The organism is Bacteroidota bacterium, from assembly GCA_018816945.1.
GTDB lineage: Bacteria > Bacteroidota > Bacteroidia > Bacteroidales.
Genome location: JAHIVC010000101.1, coordinates 83,031 through 99,594, shown reverse-complemented (window position 1 = coordinate 99,594; position 16,564 = coordinate 83,031). Strand labels below are relative to the sequence as shown.

General features: G+C 34.7%; 17 protein-coding genes. 11 read left to right on the top strand and 6 right to left on the bottom strand.

The features are described 5' to 3' along the window. Nucleotides 1-6 precede the first annotated feature (6 nt). A complete protein-coding gene (locus KKG99_16845; protein MBU1014664.1) occupies nucleotides 7-1,659 on the bottom strand; it encodes a M20/M25/M40 family metallo-hydrolase in 1,653 nt (550 codons plus the stop codon). An 18-nt stretch (nucleotides 1,660-1,677) separates the two neighbouring features. After that, nucleotides 1,678-2,217, bottom strand: coding sequence for a TlpA family protein disulfide reductase (locus tag KKG99_16840; protein ID MBU1014663.1), 540 nt, complete (start codon nucleotides 2,215-2,217; stop codon nucleotides 1,678-1,680). A gap of 207 nt (nucleotides 2,218-2,424) precedes the next feature. On the opposite strand from KKG99_16840, the gene KKG99_16835 reads away from it, so the two are divergent. After that, nucleotides 2,425-4,050 carry an ABC transporter substrate-binding protein gene (locus KKG99_16835; GenBank protein MBU1014662.1) on the top strand — a complete coding sequence of 542 codons (1,626 nt, stop codon included), beginning with the start codon at nucleotides 2,425-2,427 and terminating at the stop codon, nucleotides 4,048-4,050. Here the strand turns inward: KKG99_16835 and KKG99_16830 are convergent. Further along, complete coding sequence (locus tag KKG99_16830) at nucleotides 4,043-4,807, bottom strand: MBL fold metallo-hydrolase (GenBank protein MBU1014661.1); 765 nt, start codon at nucleotides 4,805-4,807, stop codon at nucleotides 4,043-4,045. The two genes, KKG99_16835 and KKG99_16830, sit on opposite strands and share 8 nt — an antisense overlap. Nucleotides 4,808-4,879: 72 nt before the next feature. Here KKG99_16830 and KKG99_16825 point away from each other — a divergent pair, with 72 nt between their 5' ends. Then, nucleotides 4,880-5,398 (top strand): flavin reductase, encoded by a 519-nt coding sequence (locus KKG99_16825; protein ID MBU1014660.1) that lies wholly within the window; start codon nucleotides 4,880-4,882, stop codon nucleotides 5,396-5,398. A gap of 11 nt (nucleotides 5,399-5,409) precedes the next feature. Continuing rightward, nucleotides 5,410-5,973 carry a hypothetical protein gene (locus KKG99_16820; protein ID MBU1014659.1) on the top strand — a complete coding sequence of 188 codons (564 nt, stop codon included), beginning with the start codon at nucleotides 5,410-5,412 and terminating at the stop codon, nucleotides 5,971-5,973. A 40-nt stretch (nucleotides 5,974-6,013) separates the two neighbouring features. Here the strand turns inward: KKG99_16820 and KKG99_16815 are convergent, their stop codons facing one another. Next, the gene (locus tag KKG99_16815) at nucleotides 6,014-7,258 is read right to left on the bottom strand and encodes a pyridoxal phosphate-dependent aminotransferase family protein (GenBank protein MBU1014658.1); all 1,245 of its coding nucleotides are present in this window, start codon (nucleotides 7,256-7,258) and stop codon (nucleotides 6,014-6,016) included. A 198-nt stretch (nucleotides 7,259-7,456) separates the two neighbouring features. On the opposite strand from KKG99_16815, the gene bamD reads away from it, so the two are divergent. The 7 genes from bamD (at nucleotide 7,457) to KKG99_16780 (ending at nucleotide 14,505) form a co-directional block, all read left to right on the top strand. After that, the gene (bamD, locus tag KKG99_16810) at nucleotides 7,457-8,266 is read left to right on the top strand and encodes an outer membrane protein assembly factor BamD (GenBank protein ID MBU1014657.1); all 810 of its coding nucleotides are present in this window, start codon (nucleotides 7,457-7,459) and stop codon (nucleotides 8,264-8,266) included. After that, nucleotides 8,256-8,585 (top strand): DNA-directed RNA polymerase subunit omega, encoded by a 330-nt coding sequence (locus KKG99_16805; protein ID MBU1014656.1) that lies wholly within the window; start codon nucleotides 8,256-8,258, stop codon nucleotides 8,583-8,585. Before bamD ends, KKG99_16805 begins: the two co-directional genes overlap by 11 nt. Nucleotides 8,586-8,599: 14 nt before the next feature. After that, on the top strand, nucleotides 8,600-9,802 hold the full coding sequence (coaBC, locus tag KKG99_16800) for a bifunctional phosphopantothenoylcysteine decarboxylase/phosphopantothenate--cysteine ligase CoaBC (protein ID MBU1014655.1): 1,203 nt from the start codon (nucleotides 8,600-8,602) through the stop codon (nucleotides 9,800-9,802). 5 nt (nucleotides 9,803-9,807) lie between these two features. Continuing rightward, entirely contained in the window at nucleotides 9,808-10,716 is a 909-nt protein-coding gene (locus KKG99_16795; GenBank protein ID MBU1014654.1) for a DUF4835 family protein, read from the top strand. Between the two features lie 69 nt (nucleotides 10,717-10,785). After that, nucleotides 10,786-12,438, top strand: coding sequence for a DNA repair protein RecN (recN, locus tag KKG99_16790; protein MBU1014653.1), 1,653 nt, complete (start codon nucleotides 10,786-10,788; stop codon nucleotides 12,436-12,438). Between the two features lie 201 nt (nucleotides 12,439-12,639). Further along, entirely contained in the window at nucleotides 12,640-13,470 is an 831-nt protein-coding gene (locus tag KKG99_16785) for an SDR family oxidoreductase (protein ID MBU1014652.1), read from the top strand. A gap of 141 nt (nucleotides 13,471-13,611) precedes the next feature. Next, nucleotides 13,612-14,505 carry a hypothetical protein gene (locus KKG99_16780; protein MBU1014651.1) on the top strand — a complete coding sequence of 298 codons (894 nt, stop codon included), beginning with the start codon at nucleotides 13,612-13,614 and terminating at the stop codon, nucleotides 14,503-14,505. 324 nt (nucleotides 14,506-14,829) lie between these two features. On the opposite strand, the gene KKG99_16775 is transcribed toward KKG99_16780, so the two are convergent. Beyond that, complete coding sequence (locus KKG99_16775) at nucleotides 14,830-15,207, bottom strand: YccF domain-containing protein (protein MBU1014650.1); 378 nt, start codon at nucleotides 15,205-15,207, stop codon at nucleotides 14,830-14,832. A 120-nt stretch (nucleotides 15,208-15,327) separates the two neighbouring features. Between KKG99_16775 and KKG99_16770 the strand changes: the two genes are divergently transcribed. After that, the gene (locus KKG99_16770) at nucleotides 15,328-15,729 is read left to right on the top strand and encodes a DsrE family protein (GenBank protein ID MBU1014649.1); all 402 of its coding nucleotides are present in this window, start codon (nucleotides 15,328-15,330) and stop codon (nucleotides 15,727-15,729) included. Here the strand turns inward: KKG99_16770 and KKG99_16765 are convergent. Then, complete coding sequence (locus tag KKG99_16765; GenBank protein ID MBU1014648.1) at nucleotides 15,716-16,561, bottom strand: aminotransferase class IV; 846 nt, start codon at nucleotides 16,559-16,561, stop codon at nucleotides 15,716-15,718. The two genes, KKG99_16770 and KKG99_16765, sit on opposite strands and share 14 nt — an antisense overlap. Between the last annotated feature and the right edge of the window lie 3 nt (nucleotides 16,562-16,564).

The following is a 16,564-nucleotide window of genomic DNA, read 5'->3' as shown; positions in this document are numbered from 1 at the left end:
ATATTGTTAGTTGTTTGCTAAATCCCAAATATCCAAAAATCCTAACTTCACTATCGTAAGCATTTTTTCCCAGTTCAAAGTTGATGTTTCATCATCATAGTGATGGTAATTATTATCAAAACCCGCGTTAAATGAGAAAAAAGGAATATATTCTGCACAAAATGGCACATAGTCCGATCCTCCACTAGAAGTTCCGGCATCAATTGGGTCGTAAATTACTTCAAGGTTTAAATTGAAATTCTTAATGTTGTTTTTAGTTATCTCTTCAAAAAAATCATTTCCTTTTGTCACCTTCATCGTTAATTGATTTCCTTTACTGTCGGTAGGATTATTTCTGGAAATCATATCCATATTTAAATTATATGTGATTCGATCCAATGGTTTGAAGGATTGTACAAAATATTTAGAGCCCAACAATCCTTTTTCCTCAGCGGTCCAAGCTGCAAAAATGATGGTTTTTTTAGGTTTAACACCTGTTGCTTTGATTGCTCTTGCAATGGTCAACATCCCTATTACACCGGATGCATCATCATCGGCACCATTAAAAATAAAACCTTTGTGCATTCCCATATGATCGTAGTGTTCTCCAATAACTATAATATCATTGAGGTTCTCACCTTCGATCATGCCTAAAATATTTCGCGCTTTGATTATTTCTGATTCAACATCGGCATAAACATTTATTCTCAAATTTGGGATCATCATTGAAAACGGTTTCATTTTCTCGATTGCCATTTTTTCATAAGAAGAAAAATCAATCTTACTCTCTTTTATGATCTCATTGATAGCTCGATTGCTTAAGCTGATTCGCAGGAGTTGTGGGTTCAGTTTATCACCCGGAATCCGCATTGAATATTCACGGGTTGTCATAGGTTCATCCCCTTCATAACCTCTGGATTCAAATCGTAAGGGATAATTGGTAAACCAATTATCCTGAGCATTATATTCAATATTGCATTCCATAATCCCAATGGCTCCATGTTCAATTGCCCAGTTTTGCTTAGAACGACTAAGGTAATAAGATACGAGGTTTTCATCGTTACTGAATTTCTTAAATGCATCAGAGTTTTTATCCCGATGTCCGGGAAATCCTGTAATCATTAAAACTATTTTCCCTTTAACATCAACATTTTTATAATCGTCGTAGGCATTGGCTTTATCAACGTAACCATATCCTACAAAAACAATTTCGGTTTCGAATGATTGGCTGACTTCAGGTGTACTATATGAGAAATCGGTGAGATATTCAAAACTTTGGACACTGTTAGTTGTTCCATTTACTCTTTTCATCTCAAAAACCTGATTGACTCCTAATTTGGATTTTACCAGGCTAAAATCCTGAAAATAACCTTTTGCCTGTTGGATTTCAATTCCTGCAGCTCTTTGTTCTCGTGTTGGCCTAACATAAGCGATGTCACCGGCAGGCTGAATCCCAAAGACTTTAAACATGCTTTGAATATAATCGGCTGCCATAAAACTGCCTCTTTCGCCGGTCTCACGACCTTCTGTCCAATCGGATGCTAAAAACTCAAGAGATCCTTTTATCCCATCGATGGTGATGGCTTCCAACCCTTTTTCTTTGACTGTTTTTTGAGGGAACCCTATAAAAGGGATTGTTACCAAAAATATTGTTATTAAAATATTTATAGTTCTTTTCATTTGGTGTTTTTGTATAGATTATTTGCGCTCAATTAGTTCTTTAATTTTTGCTTTCATATGATCAAATTCTTCACGATCGAAAAGGCGTGTTTTAAAAACGATTCGCCCGTTACGATCAATGATTACATTACGCGTTACCCCACTTTGTTTGAGGGCAAACAATCCAAAAATATCTGCATTTGGATCCAGAGCCAACGGATAGGTTATTTTCATTTGTTTGGCAAATTTCTGAACTGTTTCCAAAGGTTCATCGCGATCAATTCCGATCATCACTAACCCCTTGTCTTTATATTCCTGCCATATTTCGGATTCTAAAAATGGCATCTCTTTCCGACATACAACGCACCAACTGGCTGTGAACTGAAGAAGAACAACCTTACCTTTTAAATCGGCCATGCTAACTTGACTTCCGTCAGTGAGGGTCATGGTAAATTGTGGGGCCGTATCGCCATCTTTAACGATATAACCTACAGAGTCAGCTTCTTGAGCTATTAATCCAGTAGTTGAGAAAAAGAGAAGTGCCAGAATTGTAAAAAATAGATTTTTATTAGTTTTCATAGTTTCAGGTTTTAATTGGATCTGCCAATTTACTTAATTATTTAATTAATGAGTCTGTTATGTTTTGAATAATAGAAGGCAAATATCAATAGATTTTATGAGTTGGTCGATTTTTTTTATTGAGATAGATTATTCTTCAAATTTCGATGCATAAAGCTGCATAAATTGGAATATGATTGCATTAAAGAATAGTGTATTTTTGAATGTATGAAAAAAAATGGTTTGATTATTTGTGTTGTCGTTGCTGTGCTGTCATCATGCAAACAAGACTTAAATGAAACAGATAAGACAGTTTTTCGCTATAATGAAGCAGCAAATATAAGTTCGCTCGACCCTGCTTTTGCGAAAGATCTGGCAAATATCTGGGCATGTAATCAACTCTTTGCAGGTTTAGTAAGGCTTAATGATGAGCTTAAGGTAGAGCCTGCTATTGCAAAAGATTGGCAGATTTCGGAGAATGGATTAAGTTATACTTTCAATTTACGCAGGGATGTTTATTTTCATGATGACGAATCATTTCCTGATGGTGTGGGAAGGAGGGTCGTAGCAAGTGATTTTGTATTTAGTTTCAAAAGAATCGTTGACCCAAAAGTTGCCTCGCCGGGCTTATGGGTTTTTAGTCAAATTGAGAATGCTGATGATAAATATGCCTTTGAAGCAATAAATGATTCAGTATTCAAAATAAATTTAAGCCAACCCTTTACCCCATTTTTAGGCATACTGGCCATGCAATATTGTGCTGTTATTCCTCACGAAGCCATCGAGTTTTACAAAGATGAATTTCGCGAAAATCCGGTTGGAGCAGGCCCTTTTAAATTAAAATTATGGAGCGAGGGTGTAAAAATGGTTTTAACGAAAAATGAAAATTATTTTGAGTCCTTTGAAGGAAAAAAGCTTCCATATCTTGATGCTGTTTCAGTTACTTTTCTGGCTGATAAGCAAGCAGCATTTTTGCATTTTGTGCAAGGGAAACTTGATTTTATGTCGGGGATCGATGCCGGTTACAAAGATGAAATATTGACGAAAAGGGGAGGCTTAAAACCAAAATATCAGGATAGAATCGATTTAGTTTCACAACCTTATCTGAATACAGAATATCTCGGAATTTTGGTGGATGATTCAACAAGTTCGAATCCATTACGAATGAAGAAAATTCGTCAAGCCATTAATTATGGTTTTGATCGTGTTAAAATGATGAAGTTTTTACGAAATAATATTGGTGAACCGGGTTTGAAAGGAATTGTTCCTAAAGGATTTCCTTCATACAATCAGAATGCGGACTATGGATATTCGTTCAATCCTGACAAAGCAAGAAAATTACTAATTGAAGCCGGATACCCTGATGGGCAAGGAATGAGCCCAATTAACCTTGTTACAACTGCTGAATATTTAGATTTATGCGAGTACATTCAGCATGCACTGGGAGAAATTGGAATAAAGATTGATATAGATGTAAGCCCGCCTGCTGCCATGCGAGAAATGAAAGCACAGGCTAAATTGCCTTTTTTCAGGGCTTCCTGGATTGCAGATTATCCTGATGCCGAAAATTATCTGTCCATGTTTTATTCAAAAAATTTCTGTCCTACCGGACCCAATTACACGCATTTTAATAATTCACTTTTTGATGATCTTTACGAGTCTTCATTAATTGAAACGAATGATGAAAAACGTTTTGAATTATATGCTAAAATGGATAGTATTGTGATGGATGAAGCACCGGTTGTGGTTTTATATTATGACCAGGTTTTGAGATTTGTCCAACCAAATATCAGGGGATTGGGAAGTAACCCAATTAATTTGCTTGATTTAAGAAAGGTTGAAAAAATTAATTAAGATTAAATGTTAATCCATCATAGGCCAAACTAATATTTTCAGGTAATTCCCGATTTACTTTTTCATGAAGCCCCATTAAATGGCTGATGTGAGTAATATAGCCCTTTGCAGGATTTAATTCCTGAATTAAGCTAACTGCTTGGGATAAGTTAAGATGAGAAATATGTTCTTTTTTTCGTAGTGCACTGATAGCTATGACTTTTGCACCGCGCATTTTGTTTTTTTCCTCTTCGCTGATCGTTTTTAAATCAGTGAGATAACAAAAATCACCAATTCGGTATCCGAAAACTTCACTTTTATAATGATTTGCCTTTATTGGAATGATTTCAATTCCTTTAAAATGAAAAGGTGAGTTCTCAATAATGTTTAATTTAATGTTTGGAGATCCCGGATATCTGTCTTTTTCGAAGGCATAATGAAATTCACGTTTTAAATCCGGTTCAGCAAATTTTCCTAAAAAAACCTCCATAGGTTTTTTTGATAAAAAATTAAATGCCCTGACATCATCCAATCCCCCGACATGATCCTTATGCCCATGAGTTACTAATATTGCATCTAATCGAGTTACTTTATTCAATAGCATCTGCTGCCTGAAATCGGGTCCTGCGTCAATCGTGAATTTGAATTCCTTGGTTTGTATGAGAACAGACGATCTTAACCTAATATCCTTTGGGCTATTTGACTGGCAAGTTTCGCAATTGCAACCAATTACAGGCACTCCTTGAGATGTCCCAGTTCCAAGAAAAGTTATTTTCAAAATAATAATTATTTTTGCGTTAATTAGAAAACTCAAAAGTAAGGTCAAATTTAATGATAAAATTGAAGAATAATGATTGAAAAATTTAGAGAACTCGATCCAAATGATTTTAAGGATAATGTAATCAGGCTGATTGGCAAGGAATGGATGTTGATTACAGCTGGTGAACCGAACGATTTTAATACGATGACTGCTGCCTGGGGAGGAATAGGCTATTTGTGGAATTTGCCTGTAGTATTTATTTTTATCCGACATCAAAGATATACATTCGAATTTACAGAAATGTATCCTACTTTTGCACTGTCATTTTTTGGCAAAGAGCATCGTGAAATTTTAGACTATTGTGGTAATCATTCAGGCAGGGATGTTAATAAGATTAAGGAAACAGGTTTATCTGCTTTTCAATCCCCATCAGGAAACATAATGTTTAATGAGGCAAAATTGAACATTGAGTGTTCAAAGATTTATAATGATGATATCAAAGAATCTAAATTTATTTTACCTGAAATAGATCATCGGGTATATCCGGATAAGGACTATCATCGGTTTTATATCGGGAAAATTGATCACCTTTGGCTCGCAAAAAAATAAATAATTAGTCAATGAATATCTTAAAACCAATACAATTATTAATAGGAAATTCTCTCTTTAAAAAAGAATTGAAAAACCTTTCGAGGACGAAGAAATTTTATAGTCTTGGAACGGCTGAATCAATAGGCATTGTTTACGAATATAAGGATGAAGAAGAATTCAGGATAATTGAGCAGTTAATTAGTCAGTTGCATGATGAGAAGAAGAAAGTAAAAGTGATTGTCTACATTAAAAATGCAAAAATGCTTGAATTTATTCCTCAACGATTAACAGTTGATTATGTCAGACCAAATGAGGTCGATTGGTTTTATCGTCCTAATTCTTCTTATGTTCGGGATTTTATTAGTAGCCATTTTCACATACTTATCGATTTGAACTACAATCGATCATTGCCACTCAATTATTTGGTTGCGAAATCAAATGCCTATTATAAAGTCGGGATATTTAATGAAGAAAGTAAGGAACAGTTGGATATGTTGCTCAAACTGGACGTGCAAAATGGCCTGCAATATATGATTAAAGAAATAATACGTTATTTAAAAATTATACACCCGTTTGAGGGTAAAAAATATTAAAAAAGCCCTCTCGATTTTATTGAGAGGGCTTTTTTTAATTTCATTGCCAGTTGGCAAATTCAGTCTTCGAATATTCGTTATTTTCTAATTTCTTTTTTACTTCGGCAAATGCGTTTATTGTATACTCAACATCTTCGAGTGTATGCACTGCAGTAGGAATAATTCTCAAGAGAATCACACCTTTAGGTACAACAGGATAAGTAACTATTGAACAGAATACGCCGTAGTTTTCCCTTAAGTCAACCGTAATTTGGGTTGCTTCGGGAATTTCACCATAAAGCATTACAGGAGTAACAGGTGATTCGGTTACACCAATATCAAGTCCTTTTGCTTTAAGTCCGCTTTGCAGAGCATTAACTATTTTCCAAAGATTATCTCTATACGACGAATCATTGCGGATCATATCAAGTCTTTTTAACGCACCCATTACCATAGGCATTGGCAATGATTTTGCATAAATCTGTGATCTCATATTGTAAGCCAGAAATTTGATAACTTCTTTTTTACTGGCAACAAAGGCACCAATTCCGGCCATGGCTTTAGCAAAAGTGGCGAAATAAATATCTATGTCTTTTTGCACACCAAAGTGTTCACCGGTACCTGCACCGGTTTTTCCCATAGTTCCGAAACCATGAGCATCGTCCACAAGTAGTCTGAAGTTGAACTTCTTCTTTAATTCGACAATTTTATCTAGTTTTCCCAAATCTCCCGACATGCCATAAACACCCTCTGTAATTACAAGTATACCTCCGCCTGTTTGTTCAACAAGTTTTTGTGCATGGGTTAATTGCAATTCAAGTTTCTCAATATTATTATGTGGATAAACGAATCTTTTACCAATATGTAATCTCATTCCATCCAAGATACAAGCGTGAGCTTCAGAATCATAAACAATCACATCCTTACGATTAACCATTGAATCAATGATCGAAACCATTCCCTGATAGCCGAAATTTAACAGATAACCGGCTTCTTGTCCTACAAAAGCTGCAAGTTCATTCTCTAATTGTTCATGATATTTGGTTTGACCTGACATCATTCGGGCACCCATTGGATAAGCCATCCCGTATTTTGCTGCTGCTTCTGCATCAGCTTTACGAACTTCCGGATGATTGCCAAGACCAAGGTAGTTGTTTAAACTCCATGTTAACCGCTCTTTGCCGCGAAATACCATTCGGGGAGCAATCTCACCTTCCAACTTTGGAAATGAAAAATAACCATGGGCTTTGTCGGCATAAATACCAAGAGGGCCCATATCACTAGTACATTTATTGAAAATATCCACTTTATAAAAAGTTTAAGTTTATAATAGAATTAAAGCACAAAAGTAAAAATTTATATTGTTATTACAAAGGGCATGATTTCAATGAAAAGCATTATTCCTTTTGTTAAAAATTTATAAATATAATGTCAAAATAATTGTAGTAAAACAAATGATGATTAGCTTCGTTTTTTGTTTTAATAAAATTTGTAATTTTGCGCCATGATTAAGAGAGGTTTCCAAATATCGCTTATTGTATTCATAGTTGTTCTAACATCTTGTGGACAATTTCAGAAGATTCAAAAGAGTAAGGATAATGAATTAAAGTATAAAAGTGCTGTAGCCTATTACGAAGAAGGTAAATATTATCGTGCTATTAGTTTATTTGAGGATTTAAAGGCTGTTTATAAAGGAACCGATAAAGACGAGAATATACACTATTATATTGGTAATAGTTATTATGTCCAACGTGATTATATGCTGGCAAGTTATTATTTTGATGAATATGCAAAGAATTTCCCTTTTAGCAATCGAATTGAGGAAATTAAATTTCTGAGTGCATATTGCTACTACTTAGATTCACCAAAGTATACTTTAGATCAGGCTAATACAGTTTTAGCAATGGCCAAATTGCAAACTTTCATTAATGAATTCCCAAACAGTGAAAGAATGGCAGAGTGCAATAAACTAGTTGATGATTTGCGTAAAAAACTAGAGAAAAAAGCATATGAAATTGCTATGCTTTATTATAAAATATCCGATTATCAAGCTGCAGCTGTTGCGCTTGATGAAGTACTACAGAAATTTCCTGAAACCTCATATAGGGAAGAAATTATGTTTCACGTTTTAAAAGCAAACTATATATTCGCCAGCAAAAGTGTTGAAGAAAAGCAGGTTGAAAGATTTGCAGCCGTTTTTAAAGCATACGAAAACCTTCTTAAATTATATCCTGAAAGTAAATATTTAAAAGAGGCAGAAGATATTCAAAAAAAATCTATACAATTTAAAAAAATCGATGAAAATGGATTATAAAAAGGTAAAGACTGATACCACAGCCATAACCCGAACAAAAAATGACTTTTATGCCTTAACTGGCAACATCTACGAAACTGTGGTTGTATTATCAAAAAGAGCCAATCAGATTTCTCTGGAGATGAAGGATGAATTAGACAAAAAACTTGCTGAATTTGCAAGTCCTTCCGATAATTTAGAAGAAATTTTCGAGAATAGAGAGCAGATCGAAATTGCTAAATATTATGAGCAACTTCCTAAACCAACATTAATTGCCATTCAGGAATTTTTAGACGAAAAAGTTTATTTCAGACGTCCTGAAACAGAAGTAATCAATTAGTAACATATACCCAAATTATGTTAACAGGTAAGAATATTCTGATCGGTATTACCGGTGGAATTGCTGCCTACAAAATTCCATCTTTGGTTCGCTTACTTAAAAAAGCGGGTGCAGAGGTTCAAATTGTTATGAGCCCTATGTCCAAAGAGTTTGTTACACCATTGACCCTTTCTACAGTTTCTGGCAGACCTGTTCTTAGCGAATTTTTTCATAAGGAAACAGGTGAATGGAACAGTCATGTGGAACTTGGAATGTGGGCTGATATATTTCTGATAGCTCCTGCTACTGCAAGTTCAATGGGTAAAATGGTAAATGGAATAGCCGATAATTTATTAATAACTACTTATTTGTCGGCAAAATGCCCGGTCTTATTTGCTCCTGCAATGGATTTGGATATGTATAAACATCCTTCCACAACAAAAAATGTGAGTGAATTAGTAACTCGTGGCCATATTCTCCTCGAACCCAATCATGGTGAACTCGCGAGTGGTCTTTGTGGCGAAGGAAGAATGCAGGAGCCTGATCAGATCATGAAAGTAATCGTTGATCAACTAAAAAAAAAAGCTGATTTAGAAGGTAAATCTGTTCTTATTTCTGCCGGCCCCACCTATGAGTCCATCGACCCGGTTAGGTTTATAGGAAACCATTCAACCGGATTAATGGGATATGAACTTGCAGAAGAATGTGCTAATAGAGGTGCCATTGTTACCTTGGTAAGCGGCCCATCTAATTTGCAAATTTCACATTCTAACATAAAAAAAATTGATGTTATCAGTGCAGACGATATGTTAAATGTCTGTATAGCCGCTTTTTCCCAAGCAAATATAGCAATCATGGCTGCGGCTGTTGCCGATTTCAAACCAAAAAATATTTCTTCCAAAAAAATTAAAAAGTCAGACAAGTTTAATTCATTGGACCTTATCCCAACTCAGGATATCCTTGCAAAATTAGGAAAATTGAAAAAGAAAGGACAGGTTTTAATCGGATTTGCCCTTGAAACAAATAATGAAATTGAGAATGCTAAAAAGAAATTGAAAAATAAAAACCTTGATTTCATCGTTCTTAATTCATTGCAAAACAAAGAAGCAGGTTTTGGGAAGAAAACAAATCAAGTAACAATTATTGATAAAGCGTTCAATCAGATTAATTACAAGGTTAAGACAAAAAAAGAGGTAGCCGCAGATATCGTAAATAAAATTAAAGAATTAATTAAATAAGTTTGATGAAAAAAACCTTGACAAAATATTATCTGTTGTTTGTGCTAATGTTTAGTTATTTGGGTGTTTTTTCACAAGAAATGCTTTGTACGGTTCAGGTCTCTGCTCCCAGAGTTGAAGGTACCGACCGCAGGGTCTTCGAATCATTGCAAACGGCTGTTTTCGAATTTATTAATAATAGAAATTGGACAAATTATGCTTTTCAGATGGAAGAAAGAATTGAATGTTCAATTCTTATAACCATTGATGAACGGATATCGGTTGATGAATTCAGGGGTAAAATAAACCTGATTCTCCGTCGCCCAACCTACAAGACATCATATAGTACACCATTATTTAATTATGTAGACAATGATTTTCAATTTCGATACATTGAATTTCAACCATTAGATTATTCTGAAAGTTCATTTAGTTCCAATTTAACATCTGTTTTGGCTTTCTATGTTAATGTATTTATCGGTTTGGATTTTGATTCTTTCTCTTTATACGGTGGCACACCATTCTTCGAATCAGCGCAGAATATTCTTAATGTGGCACAGGTTTCACCTTATGGTGGTTGGAAGGCTTATGAAAATAGCAAGAATCGTTATTGGCTGATCGAGAATTTGCTGAATCCGGCTTATCAGCCTTTAAGAAAGTTTTCGTATGAATATCACAGGAATGGTCTGGATATCATGTCGGAAAAGGCAGCTGAAGGACGTAGTCATATAAGCAGAAATTTGAATTTGCTCAAATCAGTTTATAATGAGCGACCCGGATTGTTTTTATTGCAACTCATGGTTGAAGCAAAAAGAGATGAGTTTATAAACCTTTATTCTGAGGGCTCAGCTACAGAAAAAACCAATGCTATAAACGTATTGAGTGAAATTGACCCTGCAAATTCCGCAAAGTACCAGGGAATATTGCGAAATTAAAACTTTATTTTCCTCTCATAATTTCTTTCAATTGTTTTTCTAACTTTGTTAGCTATAGTTATCAAACTTATGCTTCAAAATTTATTAATTGAGAATTATGCATTGATCAAAAAGCTTGATATTGGCTTCAGTCAAGGCTTTTCTGTTGTGACCGGTGAAACCGGGGCCGGTAAATCTATCATGTTGGGAGCCTTATCGTTGATTCTCGGATCACGAGCTGATACTCAGGTCTTGCAGGATAAATCAATGAAATGCGTTATCGAAGGAAAATTCTCAATTGGTTCATATAATCTAGAACCGTTTTTTGAAGCTAATGATCTTGATTACGAAGATCAAACAATATTGAGAAGAGAGATCAGCCCGGCTGGAAAATCAAGAGCCTTTGTAAACGACACCCCTGTCAATCTTCCGGTATTAACAGAGTTGGGCGATCGTTTGGTTAATATCCATTCGCAGCATGCCATCGTAACTCTAAATGATGCAAATTTCCAATTAGCGGTCTTGGATAGTTATGTTGGGCATGAAGATTTAGTTCTTTCCTATAAAAATCAATTCAAACAATATAAAAAACTTCAAGTACATCTTGAAGAATTAAAATCAATTGAACAAAAATCGAAATCCGATTTTGATTATTTCCAGTTTCAATTTGATGAACTTGATAATGCTAATTTAGTAGTTGATGAACAGCAGGAGTTAGAAGCATCGCTTGAAATTCAAATTCATGCCGAAGAAATAAAATCAGTACTGTTACATGCCGGCAATACCATTGACGAGGCTGAATCGAATGTACTTGATTCGCTAAATGAGGTAAAAAATAACTTGGCCAGGGTCGCAAAGTATCACCCCGGATTACAGCAGTTGGCCGAAAGAATAAATGCCAACATCATTGATTTGAAGGATGTAAATGCTGAAATATCAATTATTAACAATGACGTACATATCGATGCCGGTGAGATTGAATCAACACAAATGCGATTGGATTTAATCTATCGACTAGAACAAAAGCATCATGTGAATAGTGTTTCTGAATTGATCGAGATCAAACAGCAACTCTACGATAAGCTGGATTCAATTAACTCCATCGAGTTGGAAATTGCTAAGCTTCAACAACAGATTGATGAGGATTTCGATAAACTTTGTATAGCTGCAAAAATAATATCGGATTCACGAAATGAGTCAATTGCTGCTATTGAGCTTAAAATTATTGGTATGCTTCAGCAATTGGGAATGCCTAATGCACGTTTCTCGATCATGAATACTCAATCGGATGAGCCTGGTATTGATGGGTTCGACAGAGTACGATATTTTTTCAATGCAAATAAAGGAAGTGATTTAAATGAGGTTGCGAAAATTGCCTCCGGTGGTGAACTTTCCCGTTTGATGCTCAGCATTAAGTCTTTAATCTCGGGTAAAAAGCTTTTGCCAACAATCGTTTTCGATGAAATTGATAACGGAGTATCGGGTGAAGTAGCTGCAAAAGTTGGTAATATCTTAGCAGAAATGTCGAAGGGAATACAGTTAATCGTTATAACTCACCTACCACAAATAGCCGGGAAGGGAGTTTATCATTATAGGGTTACCAAGGAATCGGATGAAACTCAAACTCATTCGCACATTAAGCTATTGAGCCCTGATGAAAGAGTTGTGGAGATAGCCAAAATGATAAGTGGAGATAAGATTTCAGAGGTAGCAATGCAAAATGCAAAAATATTACTTTCATAAATTCTTCACTTTAGTTCGGTTTTGTCAGGTAAGTTTCCTCGATGATCAACTGATCCTTAGGTTTTTTCTTCTTATTATTCCTATTTAAATTAATTTCTAAACTGTGGCTAAATTATAAATTATTTGTAATCATTTTAAATAAATTGTTAATTTTGTCGATATCTTAAAAGAAGATGAACTTAAATACCTAAATTAACTATTATGGCTTATAACCTTTTAAAAGGCAAAAAAGGAATTATTTTTGGTGCACTTGATGAGAAATCAATTGCCTGGAAAGTCGCCCAACGGGCACACGAAGAGGGCGCGACTTTTACTCTTACCAATACACTCTCTTCAATTCGTTTTGGAGGCATTGAAGATCTAGCTAAAAATTGCAATACCATCGTAATCCCGACTGATGCTACAAGTATTCCCGATTTAGAAAATCTTATTGATAAGTCAATGGAGTTTTTAGGCGGAAAAGTGGATTTTATTTTGCACTCTATCGGTATGTCGTTAAACGTAAGAAAGAAGCGTGTGTATAACGATCTTGATTATAATTATTTGAATAAAACCCTGGATATTTCCGCAATATCATTTCATAAACTTTTGCAAGTTGCCCATAAAAAAGATGCAATTAATGATTGGGGCTCTGTGCTAGCTTTATCATATATTGCTGCCCAACGTACCTTGTTTGGTTATAATGATATGGCAGATGCAAAAGCATTACTTGAATCAATCGCCCGAAGTTTTGGTTATATCTACGGTCGTGAAAAAAAGATCAGAGTAAATACGATCTCTCAGTCACCTACCCCCACAACTGCAGGTAGTGGCATTAAAGATCTTGTGGGATTAATGGATTTTACCGAACGGATGTCGCCATTAGGAAATGCAACAGCAGATGAATGTGCTGATTATTCAATTATGATGTTCTCTGATTTTACCCGAAAAGTTACTATGCAGAATTTATTTCATGATGGGGGGTTTTCAAGTATGGGTATGAGCCAAAAAGCAATGCACCAATATGAAAAAGGCATTGATTGTAACTGCTAATACGTAAAGGTATCTTTTCTTATTTTTCTTAAAGTTTATAGTGTAATTATCCATTATTACTAATGGATGAACGTCAATATAGTTCATATTGGTTGTTAATTGAATATGCTTACCTTTGAACTCACTAAAAAGATGGAAATAATGATGAAGAAATTAAGCTTATTCATGGGACTTGCAATATTAATCACAGCTTGTTCAACCAATAAAGAAATTAGTCAGATTAATCAGATGAGAACCAAAGGTATTTCATCCTTCACAGAAGGTGATTATAGCGGTGCTTTCGCAAAATTTGCTGAATTGATTAATGTGGCTGAATCAAAAGGAGAACTCGCCAGATTAGAGGATTATGAAGGAGCCGGTAAATCTGCATATGCTCTCGGACAAAATGAAAGGGCGCTGGTTTATCTTGAACAAGCAAAAGATTTAGGTTCAAAGGACGAAAATGTATATTTTTCCCTGGCAGATATTTATCATATAAAGGATAATCTTTCTAAAGAAATCAGATATCTTGAGTTTTATAATACAAATTACCCCAAGGGTTCCCACATCAAATTAGTTGATCTTAGATTGTTTGAGAGCTACGTAAAAAGTGAAAATTGGGAACAGGGACTTGCACAATGGCCCTTAGTTCAGGATAATCAACCTTTTCTTGAAATTATTGCTGAAGGATATTTTAAAATTAATAAAGCATTGAAAAATGAGGCTGAATGTGAAAAAACAGCTAAAGAGTTACTTAAAATCAATAGTAATAACATCATAGCCCTCGAATGGAGTGCCGAAAGGTTATTTTGGAAAGCAGAGAATTTTTACCAGGAATCAATAACAGAATATGATAAAAAGAAGACGAACAGCCAATATGCCAAGCTTCTTAAAGCGTTGAATGTTGTTACTGCTGATTTTAAAAAGTCACGGGATTTATTCGAAAAACTGTATAAATTAAAGCCTCTGCCTAAATACGCTCATTTTCTAGGTAATATTTATTCTCGTCTCAACGACAAAGAAAAGGCTAAGTATTATCAGTCAAAGGCTGATTAAACCTAATAAAATATCTTATACCACTTAACTCTATCACGATTGGAGTTCAACTTTACAACAGATGGATTTAAAATATTCAATTTAAGTTAACAATTAAGTATCGATACGATTTGGTAGAAATTAAAAAGGCTCAGATTGTTTCTGAGCTTTTATCCTTATTAATCTTATTGCTATGTAGGTTAATATGTGTTTCTTAGAGTGGTTTTAATCATTCCATTACCTCCAGATTAAACCATTCTATTCTGCCATAAGAAGTGTAATTTGTAAAATGCCATTTTTGATCAACCGCATGGGGTGTGCTCCAGAATGGGCAGAATTGGATTTTTAATTTATTCTTCTGATCTCCCTGCCAAAAGGAGTAAGCCCTACAGAAGCTAGCTTGAAATGTTGCATTGCAAATGGAATTCCGATAATGGTAATTGCTAACAAGACCCCAAATATCAAATGCGTTAGGGCAATCCAGATACCCCCAAAAAGCAACCATAAAATATTCATAAAAGTTGATAAACAGCCTGAGCTGTTATGGGTATGAACAGCGTGTCGGCCAAATGGCCATAATGCAAGACTGGCCATTTTTAAGGTCTGCAATCCAAAAGGGATACCGATGATGGTTATCATCAATAATATACTTGAGATAAAATATTCGATGGCTACAATAAGCCCTCCAAATAAAAGCCAAATTATATTTCCTAATAATTTCATTCGATAAAAATAATTAAATTGTCTTATATTTAACTTTAACGAGCAAGTCATTTTTCAAAAAGTTTAAAAATTATGAAAAACCAGGTTTTATCAATTTCTTTAACACTAATTTTATCAATAATGACTCTATCCAATTTTGCACAAGAGCAACAAAATAACACTAATACCGAACAGACGATTGCTAACGAAGAAAAACTTGTGATTGTTTGGACCAGCAGCGATCGTGATGTCGCGATTAAAATGGTGTTTATGTACACCTTCAATGCTCAGAAAAATGGGTGGTGGAAAGATATCACCTTACTTATTTGGGGGCCTTCAGCAAAGCTATTGACTGAAGATAAGGAATTGCAGGACTATTTGAAGAAAATGCAAGAAATAGGGGTGAATACGATTGCTTGTAAAGGATGTGCTGATTTATACGGGATTGCAGATAAATTGGAAAACTTGGGTGTTACTGTTCGATATACAGGGATTGAATTAACAAACTACATCAAGGAAAATCGGCACGTTATAACTTTTTAGTTCCGGATTTTGCTAATTTGATATATCGTTCAATTTCATCATCATAAAGTTTGATCAACCTTTTTAATAAATCATTTCCTGGATCGAAATTGATTTGGCCAATAGATTTTACAGGAAGGACCTTGGGAGAGGTTCCGGTAAAGAAAGCTGCATCAAAATTTGATAAATAATTTGATTTAACGTCCTGTTCAATACATTCCATATTATTCTCTTTACATAATTGGATAACCTTTTGTCGGGTAACTCCGGCCAGCACATTTTTTTTGAGAGGAGTCAAAATAGTTTTACCTTGGATGAAAAAAATATTTGACCTGCTCCCTTCAGTAATTTCATACTTATGATTAATTAAGATTACTTCATATACTTCATTAATAGAAATGGCATGATCAGCTTTTGATCTCAATGATTGATCGGTTTTTTTTACTCTGGGATTTTTACGTTCAGCCGCAAAAAGCATGCTCTTGACGCCGTTTATATATGCATTTTTTTCAGGATAATGTGTTTGGATGAAACGGCAAACAAAGTTTTGCGAATTTGATTCAGCTTTATGGTGAAAGAAAAGTTGAATATTGGATTCCGGATTCGAATTCTTATCAATGAGTGAATAAATGGCTCGTTCGATATCTTTGTGGCTTAGCCATAGATCAAATTTAATTAACTGAGCTGATAATTCCAGACGATTAAGATGTTCTTCAATAAACAATGGGATTCCATCAATAACACGAATTACTTCATAAATAGTTATGCCTTCCGAAAACTGGTTAGATGCATAATCGCTAACTGATATCCAGCTTCCGTTCAGAAAAAAATATCCATTCGCAGGTTGAAGCATATA